Genomic DNA, 18,163 nt, shown 5'->3' with positions numbered 1-18,163 from the left:
ACCGTGCCCTGCTCAGCTCCACCGAAAAATCGACAGTGAATTTTCCGGGTCTGTTCAATACTTCCAGAACACCGGCGTGAATAGCACCAGGACGGTGAGGATCTCCAGGCGACCCAGCAGCATGCCAACGGTCAGCAGCCATTTTGCGGCATCCGGCAATGTCGAGAAGTTACCCGCCGGGCCGATGATCGATCCCAGCCCCGGCCCCACGTTGCACACGGCGGTGGCCGCGCCGGTCAAGGCGGTTGTCCAGTCCAGTCCGATCAGTGCCAGTCCCAGGGCGATAGCGCCGATGGTGATGGTGAAAAAGAATGAAAACGTCAGCAGCGAGCGAACGATTTCCTCATCGATGGGATGGTTGTTGTATTTTTTCTGAATCACGGCCCGGGGATGGATCAGTTGTTTCAAGTTGCCCATCAGCAGGGCTCCGGCCACCTGAAAGCGAAAGATCTTCAGGCCGCCGGCGGTTGATCCGGAACAGCCGCCGACGAACGTCAGGTAGAAGAACAGCAACAAGGCAAAACTGCCCCATAGGGTGTAGTCACCCAGCGCAACGCCCGTGGTGGTGACCACGGACGTCACGTTGACGGCCACGATACGGACCGCATCCCACCATGTGTAGTCACTGTTCAGACTCAGCCATGTGCCTACCACGAGCCAGGTGACGACCAGAAAGCCGACAAAACCCCTGACTTGCTGATCCTTGAACAAGGCTCGCCGGTTGCCGCGCAAGGTGGCCACATACAAGGTGAATGGCAGCGAACCGGCCATCATGACGACGACCGACACCCAATGGATCGCCGGTTGAGGCCAGTGTCCCAGGGAAGCGTCCGACGTGGAAAAGCCGCCCGTGGAGATCAGGGACATCGCATGATTGATCGCTTCGAAAGGCGTCATGCCTGCCAGCCACAAGGCCAGGGTCGCCACAGCGGTCAATCCTATATAGATCCACAGAATGTAGTTCGCTGCGACGTGGGAGCGCGGAGTGACTTTTTCCGACCAGTCCGACGACTCGGTCTGGAACAGTCGCATGCCGCCGACCCGCAGCAGCGGCAGGACCGCTACCGCCATGCCGATAAAGCCGATCCCGCCAAGCCAGTGCAACATCGAGCGCCAGATCAACAGGCCGGGGGATGCGCTGTCCAGCCCGGTCAGGACGGTCGAGCCGGTGGTGGTGATGCCTGACATCGTCTCGAAAAAGGCGTCGGTGTAGCTGATGTGCTGGATGAACACCAGCGGCAGTGCGCAGAACACGCAGACGACGACCCAGCTGGCGGTCGTCAACAGGTACATGTCCCGAGGGCGCATCTGCGTGTGTGCGGGCCGTCCGCGAGCGACCAGCGCGATGCCACAGGTGAAGGTGATCAGGCTCGACCACAGGAATGCCGAGAGGTCATCGTTTCGCCCATAGATCATCAACGTGATGAGCGGAATCACCATGCTCGCGGCCAGTGTGATCAGGAAAATACCGAGAATGAAGCCAATGAATCGCAATACCGCAAAGGACATAGGGCACGCCTGACTGAGATAGCCGCACAGTATCGGCTCCACTGGCCGGATTCGCATACAGTTTACGAAAAAATCACCGGATACCGCGTGGTTGCGATGGGGCAGTTTTGTGCAATACCTGCGGTTTGCGCAGATTTACTGTGAGCACCCCCTCACCAACATGAAGAAGGTATGCGATGACTCTGTTTTTCTCCATGGCGGCGTTTGCGCTTGTCGCCTCCATCACGCCAGGTCCGGTCAATATCGTGGCCCTCAGCTCCGGGGCCCGGTACGGTTTTCGGGCGACGTTGCGCCATGTGGCCGGTGCAACCCTGGGCTTTGTCCTGCTGCTGGTGCTGATGGGGCTGGGCTTGCATGAAGTCTTGCAGCGCTGGCCCGGCCTCACGCGAGTGGTGCAATTGGGTGGCGTGGCGTTCCTGTTGTTCATGGCCTGGAAGCTGGCACGGGATAACGGACACCTGGGAAGCTCGGACGAAGGGCGCGCGCCCTCGATGTTTCATGGAGCACTGATGCAATGGCTCAATCCCAAGGCCTGGTTGGCCTGTGTCGCGGGGATGGGTGCCTTCGTCGCCGATGGCGAAGCGAGGCTGGTCTGGCAATTTGCAGCCGTCTACCTGGTGATCTGCTACGTCTCGGTGGGCTGTTGGGCGTATGCCGGCAGTTTCCTGCGCAACTGGTTGGGCAATCCGGCGACCATGCGCTGGTTCAACCGGACGATGGCGGGGTTGCTGGTAGCCAGCGCGATGTACCTGTTGCTGCCTTGAGGTGTCACGGGTGTTTTGACTTGCAAGCTTTTTGTGGCGAGGGGATCACCCGATGGCCTCGTGTCAGCCTCGATATTGCCCTGGCGTCGCCGCCAGGTGCTGCTTGAAGGCTCGCTGGAAATGCGCCTGATCGGCAAATCCGCTGTCCAGCGCGACGTCGGCGATCAGCTTGCCTTCGCGCAATTGCCGGCGGGCGAACTGGATCCGGCGATTGACCAGGAAGGCGTGGGGCGTCATCCCGTAGTGGCGCTTGAAGGCGCGGCTCAGGTACGACGGCGACAGTTGCGCGGCGGCGCAGATGTCTTCGAGCTTCAAGGCTTCGGTGCAATGGTCATGGATAAACTGCGCCGCCCGCATCAACCCTGGATGGCTGCCCCGGTCCGGACGCCCCGCCGGGTTGAGACGCTGCTGCAGATCGGTAAAGAACGCCTCGGCGGCGGCCTGTTTGGACGAAGGGGCGAGCCGTTCATCCACCAACTGCTCATACAACCCTTGCAGTGCGGCAAACAGCTCGGCGTCGCGGCTGTGGGTAGTGGCAAAACCCTGGAATTCCAGCTGCTCGTCAAAGCCGATCCGTCGCTGCAGGTCCCTTAGCCACAGGGTGTCGACGTAGAGCATCACGTATGACCATGGCTGATCGTCAATCGGGTTGCAGGCGTGGACATCTCCAGGGTTCATCAGCACCACGGTGCCGCTCTCGACCTTGAAGTTCGACTGCTCATGCACGTAGGTGCTGCATCCGGCGGTGATCGCCCCGATGGAGAAATGGTCGTGGGAATGCCGCGAGTAACAGACCTTGCGCCCATCCGCGATAGCCCGGGCTTCGATGAAGGGCAAGGCTGCATCGCGCCAGAAACGGGGGGCGGAATCCTGGGGGATGGGCTTCATCGGTCGGCGCCTCTTATTGAACCTGTGTCGCAGTGTATAGGCCCTCGCCGGCAAATGCCCCCACGAGTCGCCCGACCCGTTGAAACCCTGTGGAGCGAGCCTGCTCGCGATAGCGGTGGCTCAGCCAATACTGATGCGACTGACAGATAGCCATCGCGAGCAGGCTCGCTCCCACAAGGGGGATGGGGTGGCTGCGGAATCGGGAATGAAAAACGCCGCTCGTCCTCTTCAGGACGAGCGGCGTTTTTCAGGCGCGGCGAAGATTATTCTTCGATGTTGCCCATGGCGGTGGTGTTGAAGCCGCCGTCCACGTACATGATTTCACCGCTGATGCCCGACGCCAGGTCGGAGCACAGGAAGGCGCCGGCGTTGCCGACTTCTTCGATGGTGACGTTGCGACGCAGCGGGGTTTGCGCTTCGTTGGCGGCCAGCATCTTGCGGAAGTTCTTGATGCCGGAAGCGGCGAGGGTGCGGATCGGACCGGCCGAGACGCAGTTGACGCGGGTACCGTCCGGGCCCAGGGAGCCGGCCAGGTAGCGCACGCCGGCTTCCAGGGAGGCCTTGGCCATGCCCATGACGTTGTAGTTCGGCATGGTGCGCTCGGCGCCCAGGTACGACAGGGTCAGCAGGCTGCCGTTGCGGCCCTTCATCATCTCGCGGCCGGCCTTGGCCAGGGCGACGAAGCTGTAGGCGCTGATGTCGTGGGCGATGCGGAAGCCTTCACGGGTGGTGGCTTCAGTGAAGTCGCCGTCCAGCTGGTCGCCCGGGGCGAAGCCCACGGAGTGCACGATGCAGTCCAGGCCGTCCCACTTCTTGCTCAGTTCTTCGAAGACCTTGGCGATTTCTTCATCGCTGGCCACGTCGCACGGGAAGCACAGCTCAGGGCTCGAACCCCAGCCTTGGGCGAATTCTTCGACACGACCCTTGAGTTTGTCGTTCTGATAAGTGAAGGCAAGTTCAGCGCCCTCGCGATGCATGGCGGCGGCGATGCCGGATGCGATGGACAGCTTGCTGGCGACACCGACGATCAGTACGCGCTTACCGGCGAGAAAACCCATGTGTTGCTCCTCTTTCAGGTTATTCGGCAGTTGGTGGGGCCAGGAAGGCGGCCTCCAGCAACTGCTGTGTATAGGGGTGTTGCGGCGCGGCGAATATGCTGCGGGCATCACCTTGTTCGACCACTTGGCCATGCTTGACCACCATCAATTGGTGGCTCAGCGCTTTGACGACAGCCAGGTCATGGCTGATAAACAGGTACGTCAGGTTGTACTTGGTTTGCAGCGACCGCAACAGCTCCACCACCTGGCGTTGCACGGTACGGTCCAGGGCCGACGTCGGTTCATCCAGTAGAATCAACGCCGGCTTGAGCACCAGGGCCCGGGCAATGGCGATACGCTGCCGTTGCCCTCCAGAAAATTCATGGGGGTAGCGGTTCCGGGTTTCCGGGTCCAGGCCTACCTCCTTCAATGCCGCGATTATCGCGTGTTCCTGTTCGGCTTCGGTGCCGATCTTGTGGATCCGCAGGCCTTCACCGACGATCTGCCCCACACACATCCGCGGGCTCAGGCTACCAAACGGGTCCTGAAACACCACTTGCATCTCCCGGCGCAGCGGTCGTACCTGCTGCTGCGTCAGGCTGTCCAACTGCTTGCCTTCGAAGCGGATCCCGCCCTGACTGCCGATCAGCCTCAGGATCGCCAGCCCCAGGGTCGACTTGCCGGAGCCGCTCTCGCCAACAATGCCCAGGGTCTGGCCCTGGGGCAGGCTGAAGCGAATGCCATCCACGGCCTTGATGTAATCCACCGTGCGCTTGAACAGGCCTTTTTTGATCGGGAACCAGACTTTCAGGTCCTCGACCTGCAACAGCGGCGGGCCGACCACGTTGTTTGCCGGGTTGCCGCTGGGCTCGGCGGCCAGCAGTTCCCGAGTGTACGGATGCTGCGGCGCGCGGAACAACTCTGCGCACGATGCCTGTTCGACGATGCAACCGCGCTGCATGACACATACGCGATGCGCAATTCTTCTGACCAGGTTCAAATCGTGGCTGATCAGCAGCAGCGACATGCCCAATCGTGCCTGCAGATCCTTGAGCAGATCGAGGATTTTCAGCTGGACGGTGACGTCCAGGGCGGTGGTCGGCTCGTCGGCGATCAGCAGTTCCGGCTCGTTGGCCAGGGCCATGGCGATCATCACCCGCTGGCGCTGGCCGCCGGACAGTTCGTGGGGCAGGGCCTTGAGGCGCTTGTGCGGCTCGGGAATGCCCACCAGTTCCAGCAATTCCAGGGTTCGACGGGTCGCGACCTTGCCGGTCAGGCCCTTGTGCAGGCCGAGGACTTCATTGATCTGCTTGCCGATGGAGTGCAGCGGATTGAGGGACGTCATCGGCTCCTGAAAGATCATCGCGATCCGGTTGCCGCGGATGTGACGGATGGTTTTTTCCTTCAGCCCCAGCATGTTCTGCCCGGCATACTGGATGACGCCGGTGGGATGATGGGCCAGCGGGTAGGGCAGCAATCGCAGGATCGAGTGGGCGGTCACCGATTTGCCCGAGCCGCTTTCCCCCACCAGGGCCAGGGTTTCGCCGCGCTTGATGTCGAAACTGACACCCTCGACCACGCGCTGGCGGTGTTGCCCGACAACGAATTCCACCGCCAGGTCGCGGACTTCGATCAGATTGTCCTGGTTCATGTCACTTCCTCGGATCGAAGGCATCGCGAGCGGACTCGCCGATGAACACCAGCAGGCTCAGCATGATCGCGAGTACCGCGAACGCGCTCATGCCCAGCCAGGGCGCCTGGAGGTTGGATTTGCCCTGGGCCACCAGCTCGCCCAGGGACGGCGCGCCGGCCGGCAGGCCGAAGCCGAGGAAGTCCAGGGCTGTGAGGGTGCCGATGGCGCCGGTGAGGATGAACGGCATGAAGGTCATGGTCGAAACCATGGCGTTGGGCAGGATATGCCGGAACATGATCGCGCCGTTCTGCATGCCCAGGGCCCGGGCGGCCCGCACGTATTCGAGGTTGCGCCCGCGCAGGAACTCGGCGCGTACCACGTCCACCAGGCTCATCCAGGAGAACAGCAGCATGATCCCCAGCAGCCACCAGAAATTGGGCTGGACGAAACTGGCCAGGATGATCAGCAGGTAAAGCACCGGCAGGCCGGACCAGATCTCCAGGAACCGCTGGCCGGCCAGGTCGACCCAACCGCCATAGAACCCCTGCAAGGCGCCGGCGATGACGCCGACGATCGAGCTGAGCAGTGTCAGGGTCAGGGCGAACAGCACTGAAATGCGGAAGCCATAGATGACCCGGGCCAGCACGTCACGCCCCTGGTCGTCGGTGCCCAGCCAGTTCACCGCGGAGGGCGGTGCGGGGGCCGGGACCTTCAGGTCGTAGTTGATGCTCTGGTAGCTGAACGGAATCGGTGCCCACAGTACCCAGGCATCCTTGGCCGCCAGCAATTCGCGGATATACGGGCTCTTGTAGTTGGCTTCCAGCGGGAATTCGCCGCCGAAAGTGGTTTCCGGGTAGCGCTTGAGGGCCGGGAAATACCAGCCGCCGTCGTAATGCACCACCAGGGGCTTGTCGTTGGCGATCAGTTCGGCGCCCAGGCTGAGCACGAACAGGATCATGAACAACCACAGCGACCACCAGCCACGTTTGTTCGCCTTGAACAGTTCGAACCGGCGGCGATTGAGAGGGGACAGGTTCATCTCAATGCTCCCGGCTTTCGAAGTCGATGCGTGGATCGACGAAGGTATAGGTCAGGTCACCGATCAGTTTCACCACCAACCCCAGCAGAGTGAAGATGAACAGGGTGCCGAAGACCACCGGGTAATCGCGGTTGATGGCCGCTTCGAAACTCATCAGCCCGAGCCCGTCGAGGGAGAAGATCACCTCCACCAGCAAGGAGCCGGTGAAGAAGATGCCGATGAACGCCGAAGGAAAACCGGCGATCACCAGCAGCATGGCGTTGCGGAACACGTGGCCGTAGAGCACCCGGTTGCGGGTCAGGCCCTTGGCCTTGGCGGTGACCACGTATTGCTTGTTGATCTCATCGAGGAAGCTGTTCTTGGTCAGCAGGGTCATGGTGGCGAAGTTGCCGATCACCAGGGCGGTCACCGGCAGGGCCAGGTGCCAGAAATAATCGAGGATCTTGCCGCCCCAGCTCAACTGGTCGAAATTGTTCGAGGTCAGCCCGCGCAACGGGAACCAGTCGAAATAGCTGCCTCCGGCGAACACCACGATCAGCAGGATGGCAAACAGAAATGACGGAATCGCATAGCCGACGATGATCGCCGAACTGGTCCACACGTCAAAATGGCTGCCATGCCGCGTGGCCTTGGCGATCCCCAGCGGGATCGACACCAGGTACATGATCAGCGTGCTCCACAGTCCGAGGGAGATGGACACCGGCATCTTTTCCTTGATCAGGTCAATGACCTTGGCGTCGCGGAAGAAACTGTCGCCGAAATCCAGGTGGGCGTAGTTCTTGATCATGATCCACAGGCGTTCGGGCGCCGACTTGTCGAAGCCGTACATGCGCTCGATTTCCTTGACCAGTGCCGGGTCCAGGCCTTGGGCGCCGCGATAGGAAGAGCCGGCCACCGATACCTCCGCGCCGCCGCCGGCGATGCGGCTGGTGGCGCCTTCGAAGCCTTCGAGCTTGGCGATCATCTGCTCTACCGGCCCGCCGGGCGCGGCCTGGATGATGACGAAGTTGATCAGCAGGATGCCGAACAGGGTCGGGATAATCAGCAGCAGCCGCCGGAAAATATAAGCCAGCATCGGGTTACTCCACGCTCGCCGGGGCAGCGTTGTTCTGTTGTTCGATCACTTGCTTTACTTCATCGGCAGGCTTGGTGTCCGGCTTGACCCACCAGGTGGTCGTGCCGATGTCATAGGTCGGCGTGACTTTCGGGTGGCCGATGTGGTTCCAGTAGGCCACGCGCCAGGTCTTGATGTGCCAGTTGGGAATCACGTAGTAGCCCCATTGCAGCACGCGATCCAGGGCCCGGGCGTGGGCGACCAGGCTCTTGCGTGAATCGGCGTTGATCAGTTGTTCCACCAACTGATCAACGGCCGGATCCTTCAAACCCATGGTGTTGCGGCTGCCGGGCTTGTCGGCGGCGGCCGACATCCAGAACTCGCGCTGTTCGTTGCCCGGCGAGCTGGACTGCGGGAAGCTCCCCACCACCAGGTCGAAATCCCGGGAGCGCACGCGGTTGATGTACTGGGAAACGTCGACCCGCCGGATCACCAGCTCGATGCCCAGGTCGCTCAGGTTGCGCTTGAACGGTAGCAGTACCCGTTCGAACTCGGTCTGGGCCAGCAGGAACTCCAGCACCACCGGTTTGCCCTGGGCATCGACCATCCTGTCGTCGACGATGCGCCAGCCGGCTTCCTGCAGCAATTGATAGGCCTGGCGCTGGTGGTCGCGGATCATGCCGCTGCCATCGCATATCGAAGGCTGGAACGCTTCGGTGAAGACCTGCTCGGGAATCTTGCCGCGCAGGGGCTCGAGAATCTTCAGTTCGTCCTCGCCGGGCAGGCCAGTGGCAGCCATTTCCGAGTTCTCGAAATAACTGCGGGTGCGGGCATAGGCGCCGTTGAACAGTTGTTTATTGGTCCATTCGAAGTCCAACAGCAGGCTCAGGGCCTTGCGCACCCGCACGTCCTGGAACACCGGGCGACGGAGATTGTAGACAAAGCCCTGCATGCCGGTGGGGTTGCCGTTGGGAATCTGTTCCTTGATCAGCCGCCCTTCGGTGACGGCCGGAATGTTGTAGGCGTTGGCCCAGTTCTTGGCGGTCATTTCCAGCCAGAAATCGAACTGCCCGGCTTTCAGCGCCTCGACCGCGACGGTGTTGTCGCGGTAGTAGTCGGTGGTCAGTACATCGAAATTGTAGAAGCCGCGATTGACCGGCAGGTCCTTGCCCCAATAGTCCTTGACCCGTTCATAGCGGACCGAGCGCCCGGCTTTCACCTCGGTGACCCGGTAGGGCCCGCTGCCCAGGGGGATCTCCAGGTTGCCCTTGTTGAAATCGCGATCGGCCCACCAATGCTTGGGCAAGACCGGCAATTGGCCGAGGATCAGCGGCAGTTCACGGTTGTTCGTGTGCTTGAACTTGAACAGCACCTTGAGCGGGTCTTCGGCGACGACGTCGGCGACATCGTTGTAATAGCCGCGGAACATCGGCGCGCCGTCCTTGGTCAGGGTCTGGAAGCTGAAGACCACGTCCTCGGCGCGTACCGGATGGCCGTCGTTGAACCGGGCTTCGGGGCGCAGGTAGAAGCGCACCCAGGCATTGTCCGGGGCTTTCTCGATCTTTTCGGCGATCAGGCCGTATTCGGTGAAGGGCTCGTCGAGGCCTTGCTTGGCCAGGGTGTCGTAGATCAGGCCGATGTCATCGGCCGGCACGCCTTTGCTGATGAACGGGTTGAGGCTGTCGAAACCACCAAAGCCACCCTGGCGGAATATCCCGCCTTTGGGCGCGTCCGGGTTCACGTAGTCGAAATGCTTGAAGTCGGCCGGGTATTTCGGCGGCTCGTTGTACAAGGTCACGGCGTGCTGCGGCGCGGCACAGGCGAGCCCGGCGAAAAGCAGGCCGCCAGCCTGCAGGAGCAGGGCGCGTAAAGGTTTCATTGATCTTTCTCCGAAGATTTCAGCCACCACGCGCTCAGGCCCAGGGTGTAGGGCGGCGTGGTGACAAAGGCGAACCGGTTACGGTAGGCCAGGCGATGATAATTCAGATACCAGTTGGGAATGCAGTAGTGCTGCCACAACAGTACACGGTCCAGGGCTTTGCCGGCGGCGACCTGTTCATCGCGGGTCTGGGCGGCGAGCAGCTTTTCCAGCAGGTGGTCGACCACGGGGTTGGCGATGCCGGCGTAGTTCTTGCTGCCCTTGACCCCGACCTGGCTGGAGTGGAAGTACTGCCACTGCTCCAGACCCGGGCTGAGCGTCTGGTTCAGGGTCAGCAGGACCATGTCGAAGTCGAACTGGTCCAGGCGCTGTTTGTACTGGGCGCGATCCACCGTACGCAGGCGGGCCTGGATGCCGATGTTGGTGAGGTTCTCGATATAGGGCTGCAGGATGCGCTCCAGGTTCGGGTTCACCAGCAGGATCTCGAAACTCAGGGGCTTGCCGTCGGCGTTCAACAGGCGCTGGCCGTTGAGGGTCCATCCAGCTTCTTTCAGCAAGCCGAGGGCCTTGCGCAGGGTTTCCCGGGGAATGCCGCGTCCATCGGTATGGGGCAGGCTGAAGGGTTCGGTGAACAGCCGGGGCGGCAGTTGTTCGCGGTACGGCTTGAGCAGCAGCCATTCGTGCCCCACCGGCAGGCCGCTGGCGGAGAATTCGCTGTTGGGGTAGTAACTGAGGGTGCGCTTGTAGGCGCTGCTGAACAGCGTGCGGTTGGTCCACTCGAAGTCGAACATCAACCCCAGGGCCTCGCGCACCTTGACCTCGGCAAACGTGCTGCGCCGGGTGTTCATGAACAGGCCCTGGGTCTGGGTCGGGATCTGGTGGGGAATCTGCGCCTTGATCACATCGCCGCGGTTGACCGCCGGAAAATCGTAGCCGTTGGACCAGTTCTTGGCCTGGTGCTCGATGTAGATGTCGAACTCGCCCGCCTTGAAGGCTTCGAAGGCCACGTCGCTGTCGCGGTAGAACTCCACTTCCATCCGGTCGAAGTTGTACTTGCCGCGATTGACCGGCAGGTCCTTGCCCCAGTAATCCTTGACCCGCTCGAACACCAGTTGGCGGCCAGGCTGGACCTTGGTGATCCGGTAAGGGCCGCTGCCCAGGGGCGGCTCGAACGTGGTGGCCTTGAAGTCGCGATTCTCCCAGTAATGCTGGGGCAGCACAGGCAGCTCGCCCAGGCGCAGGATCAACAACGGATTGCCCGCGCGCTTGAAGACAAAACGGATTTTCAGTGGATTGAGGATGTCGACCCGCAGCACCTCCTGCAGGCTGGTGCGGTATTGCGGGTGGCCCTCCTTGAGCAGCGTTCGGTAGGAGAACGCCACATCATAGGCGGTGATCGGCACGCCATCATGGAACCGCGCCTCGGGCCGCAGGTTGAAGACCACCCAACTGCGGTTTTCGCTGTATTCCACGCTCTGGGCGATCAGGCCATAGCTCGACGTGGGCTCATCGCCGGAGGGCGCGTACTGGCCCGTGCCGACCATCAGCGGCTCGTTCAGCTCGTTGATGCCGTATTGCAGGAAATTGGGCGTGGAAACCGGGCTGCTGCCCTTGAAGGTGTAGGGATTGAGCGTATCGAAAGTGCCGAACGCCATGACCCGCAAGGTACCGCCCTTGGGCGCTTGCGGGTTGACCCAGTCGAAGTGGGTGAATCTGGCCGGGTACTTGAGCGTGCCGAATTGTGCGTAGCCATGGCTTTCGCTGATGGTTGCGCTGGCGGGGAAGCTCAGGGCCAGGCTGATCAGGAGCAGGAGGAGGGGACGTATCAAGTCTGGTATCCGATCCAGGCGGCTTGGGCTTTTATGGCCTGTACAGTAACAGCTTGTATCGGCAGGAAAAAGGAGGCCTGGGGTGAATGCCGGTCAGTTAAGCCGCGAACCTGTGGGAGCGAAGCTTGCTCGCGATTGAGGGTGTCAGTCGACAACTGTTCTGGCTGGTGCACCGCTATCGCGAGCAAGCTTTGCTCCCACAGGGCTTTGCTCCACAGGTCTGTGGGTCAGTGAGGGGAATAGACCGTCAGCATCTGTCCAGGCTTGAGGGCCTTGCCCATGCGTGGATTCCAGCGCTTGAGGTGTTGCATTTCGACATTGAAGCGCTTGGCGACCACGTACAACGAGTCGCCCTGCTGGACCTTGTACTGGGTCTGTTGCTGCTTCTGGCCCTTGCTGTTGGCGGCCACTACGGTATTGATGCGCTTGCCGGTGGCCTTGGTCGCCTTGGCGTCCTGCATCACCAGGGTCTGGCCGACCTTGAGCTTGTTGCCGCTGAGCTTGTTCCAGCGTTGCAGGTCCTTGGTCTGGACGTTGTTGGCCTTGGCGATCTGGGCCAGGTTGTCACCGCGCTTGACCCGGTAGCTGCGCCTGATCCCTTCCACTTCGCTGTCATCGGCGGTTTCGAAAACCGGTTTGAGCGAGTGCTGGCTGATCAGTTCTTCTGGACGCATGGTCGACAGGCTGGCGGTCAGCAACTGGGCCTTGGACGTGGGCACCAGCAGGTGCTGCGGGCCGTCGATGGTGGTGCGCTGCTTGAAGGCCGGGTTGAGCTGGAACAGCTCGTCCTCGTCGATGTTGGCCACCGCCGCGACCTTGGACAGGTCCATGCGCTGGTTGATCTCGACGACCTGGAAATAGGGCTCGTTGGCGATCGGGTTGAGGTTCACGCCATAGGCATCGGGGGCGAGCACCACCTGGGACAATGCCAGCAGCTTGGGCACATAGGCCTGGGTCTCGGCGGGCAGCGGCAGGTTCCAGTAGTCGGTGGGCAGGCCAAGCTTTTCGTTACGCTCGATGGCGCGGCTGACTGTGCCTTCGCCGGCGTTGTAGGCGGCGAGCGCCAGCAGCCAGTCACCGTTGAACATGTCGTGCAGGCGCGTCAGGTAATCCATGGCCGCGGTGGTGGAGGCGGTGATGTCGCGACGCCCGTCATAGAAGCGGGTCTGGCGCAGGTTGAAGTAACGCCCCGTGGACGGGATGAACTGCCAGAGCCCCACGGCGTTGGCCCGGGAATAGGCCATGGGGTTGTAGGCGCTTTCGATCACCGGCAGCAGCGCCAGCTCCAGCGGCATGTTGCGCTCTTCGAGGCGTTCGACGATGTAGTGCATGTACAGACTGCCGCGCTCACCGGCGCCCTCGAGGAACGACGGGTTGCTGGCGAACCACAGGCGCTGTTGCTCGATACGCGGGTTGACTCCGGCGGTCTCCTGCAACTGGAAGCCCTGGCGCATGCGCTCCCAGATGTCCTGGGGCACCTGGGGGGTGGGTTTCTCGCTGAGCCAGACCGGCTTCTGCTTGGCGCGGGCCGCCACATTCTTCGGCTTGGCCGTGTCGCTCTGGGGCATCTGGCCCGTGCTCTGGCAGCCCGCCAGGATGGCGGACACAGCCACCGCGATGGCTTGAGCCAGGCGGGTCAATGTAGCTGACGGGACGGACCTGCGTATGGATGACGACATTGGCTGGAAGTAAGTTCCGGGCAAAAATGTCGGCCGATTCTAGAAAGCGCACCCCAACAGGTCAACCATTCAGAATTTTTGTATCAGTCGATGGGGGCCTTAGAACTTATCTTTCCAAGCCCTCAAGGCCGCAAAAACCTCACTCGGCGTCCCGTTTCGCTGGCCGTTCCGTTCGTCTGCTTTTTGTTTAACGGATGTTTCAGCGGTGCGCAGGAACGGATTGGTGAGTTTTTCCAGGGCCAGGGTCGACGGCAGGGTCATGATGCCCTCGTTGCGTTGCCGGCCGACTTTTTCCAGGCGGGCGGCGATGTCCGGGTTGCCCGGCTCCACCGCCGCGGCGAACTTGAGGTTGCTGAGGGTGTATTCATGGGTGCAATAGACCAGCGTATCGTCCGGCAGGGCAGCGAGGCGGCCAAGGGAATGGTGCATCTGTTCCGGCGTGCCTTCGAAGAGCCGTCCGCAACCGGCGGCGAACAGGGTATCGCCGCAGAACAACAGACCATGGTGGTAATAGGCGATATGCCCCAATGTATGACCGGGCACGGCGTAGACATCGAAGTCCAGGCCGAGCACCTTGACCTGGTCGTTGTCCTCGAGCGCCACGTCCCGCGCCGGGATGTTCTCGCTGGCGGGGCCGTGGACGGTGGCGTTCGTCGCATTTTTCAGCGCCTGGACGCCGCCGACATGATCATGGTGATGGTGGGTGATCAGGATGTCGCTCAGGATCCAGTCCGGATGGGCATCGAGCCAGGCCTGGACTGGCGCGGCGTCACCGGGGTCGACCACAGCGCAGCGGCGGCTGGAGTGATCCTGTAACAACCAGATGTAGTTATCGGTGAAGGCGGGCAGGGCACTGATCTGTATCATCGCGGAATTCGCCAAGCGGAAAACAAAGGCGCATCTTAGAACTTCCTGACGCGTTGGAGAATGCAATGACTGACGAAGCGTTCGCTCAGGCTGATCCCGACTGGCTGGCATTGATCAGCGCAGCCCGTGAATGGCTGTCCGGCCCCGTCGGGCAATTTTTGCTGGAAGAGGAACGGCGCATGCTCGAAGACGAGCTGGGTCGTTTTTTCGGTGGTTACCTGGTGCATTACGGCCCGTCGGCGCAGACGCCGCCGTCGGCACCCCAGGTCCAGCGCAACGTGCGCCTGGGCGCGCCACTGCCCGGGGTGGAGATCGTCTGCGAGGAGCAGGCCTGGCCGTTGAGCGAGCACGCCGCCGATGTGGTGGTGATGCAGCACGGCCTGGATTTCTGCCTGTCCCCCCACGGCCTGCTGCGTGAAGCCGCCAGCAGCGTGCGTCCGGGTGGGCATCTGTTGATCATCGGCCTCAACCCCTGGAGCAGTTGGGGACTGCGCCATGTCTTCGCCCATGACGCCTTGCGCCAGGCCCGTTGCATCTCGGCATCGAGAGTGGGCGACTGGCTCAACCTGCTGGGCTTCGCGCTGGAGAAACGCCGCTTCGGGTGCTATCGTCCGCCGCTTGCGTCGCCCAAGTGGCAAGCCCGCCTGGCCGGGTGGGAACGCAAGGCCGGCGACTGGCAACTGTCCGGTGGCGGCTTCTATCTGCTGGTGGCGCGCAAGATCGCAGTCGGGCTGCGCCCGGTGCGCCAGGTGCGACGCGAGCCGATGGGCAAGCTGATTCCCTTGCCGATGGCCAAGGTCAATCGTCGCCATATCGAGCCATAACCGTTTCTGATGGCCTGCCCGGCACTGTCAACCTGGAGGTTGGCGGTCCCGACGAGCAGGCCTTTGCATTTTTTCTGGATGGATGGGCATGAGCGATAGCGTAGAACTCTTCACTGACGGCGCCTGCAAGGGCAATCCCGGTCCGGGCGGCTGGGGCGCGCTGTTGGTCTGCAAGGGCGTGGAAAAAGAGCTCTGGGGGGGCGAAGCCAATACCACCAACAACCGCATGGAGCTGATGGGCGCCATCCGCGGCCTGGAAGAGCTCAAGCGCCCCTGCGACGTACTGCTGGTGACCGACTCGCAGTATGTGATGAAAGGCATCAACGAGTGGATGGCCAACTGGAAGAAGCGCGGTTGGAAGACGGCCGCGAAGGAACCGGTGAAGAATGCCGACCTCTGGAAGCTGCTGGACGAGCAGGTCAGTCGCCATAACGTGACCTGGAAGTGGGTACGCGGACACATCGGCCACCACGGCAACGAACGGGCCGACCAGTTGGCCAACCGTGGGGTAGATGAGGTGCGGGGTTACAAGCAGGCCTGATGCTTCAGCGAAGCGCTCTGTGGTGGGGGGCTCTGTGGGAGCAAAGCTTGCTCGCGAAACAGACGCCTCTATTTCAAAGACCGCATCGACTGCATCGCGGGCAAGCCTTGCTCCCACAGGTCTGACTGCGGCAGTTCTCCTCGGGCGTGTTACCATCCCCGCTTTTGCAAGCACGCCCGTTGAGAGCTGAACACTGATGGCCAACAGATCTGTTGTACTGGATACCGAAACCACCGGCATGCCGGTGACCGATGGTCACCGGATTATCGAGATCGGCTGTGTCGAGCTGATCGGTCGGCGGCTGACCGGTCGCCATTTCCATGTCTACCTGCAACCGGACCGCGAAAGTGACGAGGGCGCCATCGGCGTCCACGGCATCACCAACGAATTCCTGGTGGGCAAGCCGCGTTTCGCCGAAGTGGCCGATGAATTTTTCGAGTTCATCCAGGGTGCGCAACTGATCATTCATAACGCGGCGTTCGACGTTGGCTTCATCAACAACGAATTCGCCTTGATGGGCCAGCACGACCGGGCCGACATCACCCGGCATTGCACGATCCTCGACACCCTGATGATGGCCCGCGAGCGGCATCCGGGACAGCGCAACAGCCTCGACGCCTTGTGCAAGCGCTATGGTGTCGACAACTCCGGCCGTGAACTGCACGGCGCCTTGCTCGACTCCGAGATTCTTGCCGACGTCTACCTGACGATGACCGGTGGCCAGACCAGCCTGTCCCTGGCCGGCAACGCGTCGGACGGCAATGGGACCGGCGAAGGCTCGGGCGCCCAGGCCAGCGAAATTCGGCGTTTGCCCGCCGACCGTCGGCCCGCCCGGATCATCCGTGCCAGCGAAACCGACCTGGTCGAACATGCCGCACGCCTGGAAGCCATCGCCAAGTCCGCCGGCGCCCCGGCACTGTGGACTCAGTTGGCTGAAGCCGGTCAGTGAGGAATTGATGTGAATCCCTGTGGGAGTAGTAGTGTCATTGTTTATTGTTCATTTCTCGCCACAATCGCCAGTACCTTCTAACCTGAGGTAACGGCAGTCCATGGGTAGCCGCTTGATGTACACAGTTTCGAGAGGCAAGGGCAATGGATTGCAACGTGCCGTTGGTTGGCTCAAGGAATGAGGACCTTTCCCAGTATGCAATCGGTCATGAATCCCAAACACCCCGGCCTGTCGGTGCGGGTCGTCGATGACGGCTTCGCTGCGTACATATGGGGCAGTGATTTCAGTTTCGAAGTCAGCGCCTATGGCACGGCGCAGATCGGTCGTCCCGTGAGCCAATGGCCAGTCACGCCCATTGTTCCCTATCGAAAGTGCTATGGCATCGACCCGGAAGAGTTCAGCAGCTTCCACGACGCGCCGGACAGCGAAATCTTCATGGCCTACCTGGACGACCAGCCGGTGGGGCATCTGGTGATCAGCACCAACTGGAACGGCTTTGCCCACATCGACGAACTGGCGGTGCATGCCCCGGCCCGGCGTCATGGAGTGGCCAAGGCCTTGCTCGACGTGGCGCAATTCTGGAGCCGCAAGAAAAAACTGCCGGGGATCATGCTGGAAACCCAGAACAACAACCTGGGGGCCTGTCGGCTCTACGAGCGCTGCGGTTATGTGCTCGGCGGGATCGATCAGCTGCGCTATCGCGGCATTGACCGGCATACCGCCGAAGTGGCGTTGTTCTGGTACCGGTTGTTCGACGATCCGCTGGGTATGTCGGTTAATGGTTCAGCAACGCCTCGGCTTGTTCCGTAACCAGCTCCAGCAGCGATTGAATCGTGGGTGACGCGGGCGCGCCGGTCAGGCGCAGGGCGTAGAGGCAGATGGGAATGGCGGGCGACACCGGGCATATGTCCAACCCGCCATCCTTGGCGCCCGAGGCGGTAAAGGGATCGACGATGGCCAGGCCTTCGCCGGCCTCGACCATGGCGCGCATCATCTGGTGGGTCTGGACGCGGATCTGGATCACCGGTGCCGGGCGCAGCGCTCCGAGTTTATTGTCGAACGCGGGGCTCAGTGGGTCCTGCCCATCGAGCCCTACCAGCGATTGCCCCGCCAGATCCTGAAGCGAAATGTATTTTTGCCGTGGCTGCAGCCAGCCGTGAGGGGCCAGCAATTGTAGTTTGCCCTGGGCGATCATCTGGCAATGGATGTCGGGGTGCTCGGGGTCGTGCAGGCTCAGACCCAGGTCGCTGTCGCGCAGCAGCAGGCTGCGGACGACCTCGCGGGTCGGTTGGCTCAGCAGCGTGCAGGGCGCATCCGGGTAGCGGCGGCGCAGGGCAGCCATGCTGCGGGGCAATAATTGCTGGGCCAGTGGCGGGGTGCAGATGATCCGCAGGGGCGGCGCCTGGTAGTGTTTCAAACTGCTGGCCAAGCGCTGCACCGGCTCAAGGGCGTCGTACACGCCGGTAATGCCGTCGCGCAGTTCAAGGGCTTCCCGAGTGGCCTGCAAGCGTCCGCGCACGCTGGCGAACAACATGAAGCCCAGTTGAGCTTCGGCATCGCGCAGGGTCGACTCGACTTCAGCGACCGGCAGTTGCAGCCATTCGGCCGCCGTGCCCAGGTGGCCGGTCTGCAGCAGCGCCTGGATCACTTCGATGTGGCGTAGTCGCATGC

16 protein-coding genes are annotated in these 18,163 nt (G+C 61.9%); 5 read left to right on the top strand and 11 right to left on the bottom strand.

What is annotated here, in order from left to right:
* Positions 1-54 precede the first annotated feature (54 nt).
* On the bottom strand, positions 55-1,509 hold the full coding sequence (locus CGA22_RS21860; RefSeq protein ID WP_041024187.1) for a TrkH family potassium uptake protein: 1,455 nt from the start codon (positions 1,507-1,509) through the stop codon (positions 55-57).
* 176 nt (positions 1,510-1,685) lie between these two features.
* On the opposite strand from CGA22_RS21860, the gene CGA22_RS21855 reads away from it, so the two are divergent.
* Complete coding sequence (locus tag CGA22_RS21855) at positions 1,686-2,273, top strand: LysE family translocator (RefSeq protein WP_041024186.1); 588 nt, start codon at positions 1,686-1,688, stop codon at positions 2,271-2,273.
* Positions 2,274-2,336: 63 nt separating this feature from the next.
* On the opposite strand, the gene CGA22_RS21850 is transcribed toward CGA22_RS21855, so the two are convergent.
* The 9 genes from CGA22_RS21850 to gloB form a co-directional block, all read right to left on the bottom strand.
* Positions 2,337-3,161, bottom strand: a complete 825-nt coding sequence (locus CGA22_RS21850) for a helix-turn-helix transcriptional regulator (RefSeq protein WP_041024185.1) — start codon at positions 3,159-3,161, stop codon at positions 2,337-2,339.
* 263 nt (positions 3,162-3,424) lie between these two features.
* The gene (fabI, locus tag CGA22_RS21845; protein WP_003202751.1) at positions 3,425-4,219 is read right to left on the bottom strand and encodes an enoyl-ACP reductase FabI; all 795 of its coding nucleotides are present in this window, start codon (positions 4,217-4,219) and stop codon (positions 3,425-3,427) included.
* 19 nt (positions 4,220-4,238) lie between these two features.
* Positions 4,239-5,849, bottom strand: coding sequence for an ABC transporter ATP-binding protein (locus CGA22_RS21840; RefSeq protein WP_041024184.1), 1,611 nt, complete (start codon positions 5,847-5,849; stop codon positions 4,239-4,241).
* A gap of 1 nt (position 5,850) precedes the next feature.
* Positions 5,851-6,870 (bottom strand): ABC transporter permease, encoded by a 1,020-nt coding sequence (locus CGA22_RS21835; protein ID WP_041024183.1) that lies wholly within the window; start codon positions 6,868-6,870, stop codon positions 5,851-5,853.
* 1 nt (position 6,871) lies between these two features.
* On the bottom strand, positions 6,872-7,945 hold the full coding sequence (locus tag CGA22_RS21830; RefSeq protein WP_041024182.1) for a microcin C ABC transporter permease YejB: 1,074 nt from the start codon (positions 7,943-7,945) through the stop codon (positions 6,872-6,874).
* A 4-nt stretch (positions 7,946-7,949) separates the two neighbouring features.
* Positions 7,950-9,803, bottom strand: coding sequence for an extracellular solute-binding protein (locus CGA22_RS21825; RefSeq protein ID WP_041024181.1), 1,854 nt, complete (start codon positions 9,801-9,803; stop codon positions 7,950-7,952).
* Positions 9,800-11,632 (bottom strand): extracellular solute-binding protein, encoded by a 1,833-nt coding sequence (locus CGA22_RS21820; protein WP_041024180.1) that lies wholly within the window; start codon positions 11,630-11,632, stop codon positions 9,800-9,802. The genes CGA22_RS21825 and CGA22_RS21820 overlap by 4 nt, the downstream gene beginning before the upstream one ends.
* A gap of 227 nt (positions 11,633-11,859) precedes the next feature.
* The gene (locus tag CGA22_RS21815; RefSeq protein WP_041024179.1) at positions 11,860-13,311 is read right to left on the bottom strand and encodes a transglycosylase SLT domain-containing protein; all 1,452 of its coding nucleotides are present in this window, start codon (positions 13,309-13,311) and stop codon (positions 11,860-11,862) included.
* A gap of 99 nt (positions 13,312-13,410) precedes the next feature.
* On the bottom strand, positions 13,411-14,178 hold the full coding sequence (gene gloB, locus CGA22_RS21810; protein WP_041024178.1) for a hydroxyacylglutathione hydrolase: 768 nt from the start codon (positions 14,176-14,178) through the stop codon (positions 13,411-13,413).
* A 65-nt stretch (positions 14,179-14,243) separates the two neighbouring features.
* Here gloB and CGA22_RS21805 point away from each other — a divergent pair, with 65 nt between their 5' ends.
* From CGA22_RS21805 to CGA22_RS21790, 4 genes are all read left to right on the top strand, one after another.
* Positions 14,244-15,002 carry a class I SAM-dependent methyltransferase gene (locus tag CGA22_RS21805; RefSeq protein WP_041024177.1) on the top strand — a complete coding sequence of 253 codons (759 nt, stop codon included), beginning with the start codon at positions 14,244-14,246 and terminating at the stop codon, positions 15,000-15,002.
* Positions 15,003-15,090: 88 nt separating this feature from the next.
* On the top strand, positions 15,091-15,543 hold the full coding sequence (rnhA, locus tag CGA22_RS21800; RefSeq protein WP_041024176.1) for a ribonuclease HI: 453 nt from the start codon (positions 15,091-15,093) through the stop codon (positions 15,541-15,543).
* 196 nt (positions 15,544-15,739) lie between these two features.
* Positions 15,740-16,492, top strand: coding sequence for a DNA polymerase III subunit epsilon (gene dnaQ, locus CGA22_RS21795; RefSeq protein WP_041024175.1), 753 nt, complete (start codon positions 15,740-15,742; stop codon positions 16,490-16,492).
* Between the two features lie 195 nt (positions 16,493-16,687).
* Entirely contained in the window at positions 16,688-17,302 is a 615-nt protein-coding gene (locus CGA22_RS21790; RefSeq protein ID WP_041024174.1) for a GNAT family N-acetyltransferase, read from the top strand.
* On the opposite strand, the gene CGA22_RS21785 is transcribed toward CGA22_RS21790, so the two are convergent.
* Complete coding sequence (locus CGA22_RS21785) at positions 17,268-18,161, bottom strand: LysR family transcriptional regulator (protein WP_041024173.1); 894 nt, start codon at positions 18,159-18,161, stop codon at positions 17,268-17,270. The two genes, CGA22_RS21790 and CGA22_RS21785, sit on opposite strands and share 35 nt — an antisense overlap.
* Between the last annotated feature and the right edge of the window lie 2 nt (positions 18,162-18,163).

Origin of the sequence: Pseudomonas sp. PSB18, assembly GCF_014596565.1 — a bacterium.
Lineage (GTDB): Bacteria > Pseudomonadota > Gammaproteobacteria > Pseudomonadales > Pseudomonadaceae > Aquipseudomonas.
Note: the sequence above shows the minus strand (reverse complement) of the source record. Positions and strands in the feature narration are given on the sequence as shown.

What these genes read in the sequence shown, in the direction of transcription:
- CGA22_RS21860 (WP_041024187.1), bottom strand. Translation starts at nt 1,509, where the DNA reads ATGTCCTTTGCGGTATTGCGATTCATTGGCTTCATTCTCGGTATTTTC.
- CGA22_RS21855 (WP_041024186.1), top strand. Translation starts at nt 1,686, where the DNA reads ATGACTCTGTTTTTCTCCATGGCGGCGTTTGCGCTTGTCGCCTCCATC.
- CGA22_RS21850 (WP_041024185.1), bottom strand. Translation starts at nt 3,161, where the DNA reads ATGAAGCCCATCCCCCAGGATTCCGCCCCCCGTTTCTGGCGCGATGCA.
- fabI (WP_003202751.1), bottom strand. Translation starts at nt 4,219, where the DNA reads ATGGGTTTTCTCGCCGGTAAGCGCGTACTGATCGTCGGTGTCGCCAGC.
- CGA22_RS21840 (WP_041024184.1), bottom strand. Translation starts at nt 5,849, where the DNA reads ATGAACCAGGACAATCTGATCGAAGTCCGCGACCTGGCGGTGGAATTC.
- CGA22_RS21835 (WP_041024183.1), bottom strand. Translation starts at nt 6,870, where the DNA reads ATGAACCTGTCCCCTCTCAATCGCCGCCGGTTCGAACTGTTCAAGGCG.
- CGA22_RS21830 (WP_041024182.1), bottom strand. Translation starts at nt 7,945, where the DNA reads ATGCTGGCTTATATTTTCCGGCGGCTGCTGCTGATTATCCCGACCCTG.
- CGA22_RS21825 (WP_041024181.1), bottom strand. Translation starts at nt 9,803, where the DNA reads ATGAAACCTTTACGCGCCCTGCTCCTGCAGGCTGGCGGCCTGCTTTTC.
- CGA22_RS21815 (WP_041024179.1), bottom strand. Translation starts at nt 13,311, where the DNA reads ATGTCGTCATCCATACGCAGGTCCGTCCCGTCAGCTACATTGACCCGC.
- gloB (WP_041024178.1), bottom strand. Translation starts at nt 14,178, where the DNA reads ATGATACAGATCAGTGCCCTGCCCGCCTTCACCGATAACTACATCTGG.
- CGA22_RS21805 (WP_041024177.1), top strand. Translation starts at nt 14,244, where the DNA reads ATGACTGACGAAGCGTTCGCTCAGGCTGATCCCGACTGGCTGGCATTG.
- rnhA (WP_041024176.1), top strand. Translation starts at nt 15,091, where the DNA reads ATGAGCGATAGCGTAGAACTCTTCACTGACGGCGCCTGCAAGGGCAAT.
- dnaQ (WP_041024175.1), top strand. Translation starts at nt 15,740, where the DNA reads ATGGCCAACAGATCTGTTGTACTGGATACCGAAACCACCGGCATGCCG.
- CGA22_RS21790 (WP_041024174.1), top strand. Translation starts at nt 16,688, where the DNA reads ATGCAATCGGTCATGAATCCCAAACACCCCGGCCTGTCGGTGCGGGTC.
- CGA22_RS21785 (WP_041024173.1), bottom strand. Translation starts at nt 18,161, where the DNA reads ATGCGACTACGCCACATCGAAGTGATCCAGGCGCTGCTGCAGACCGGC.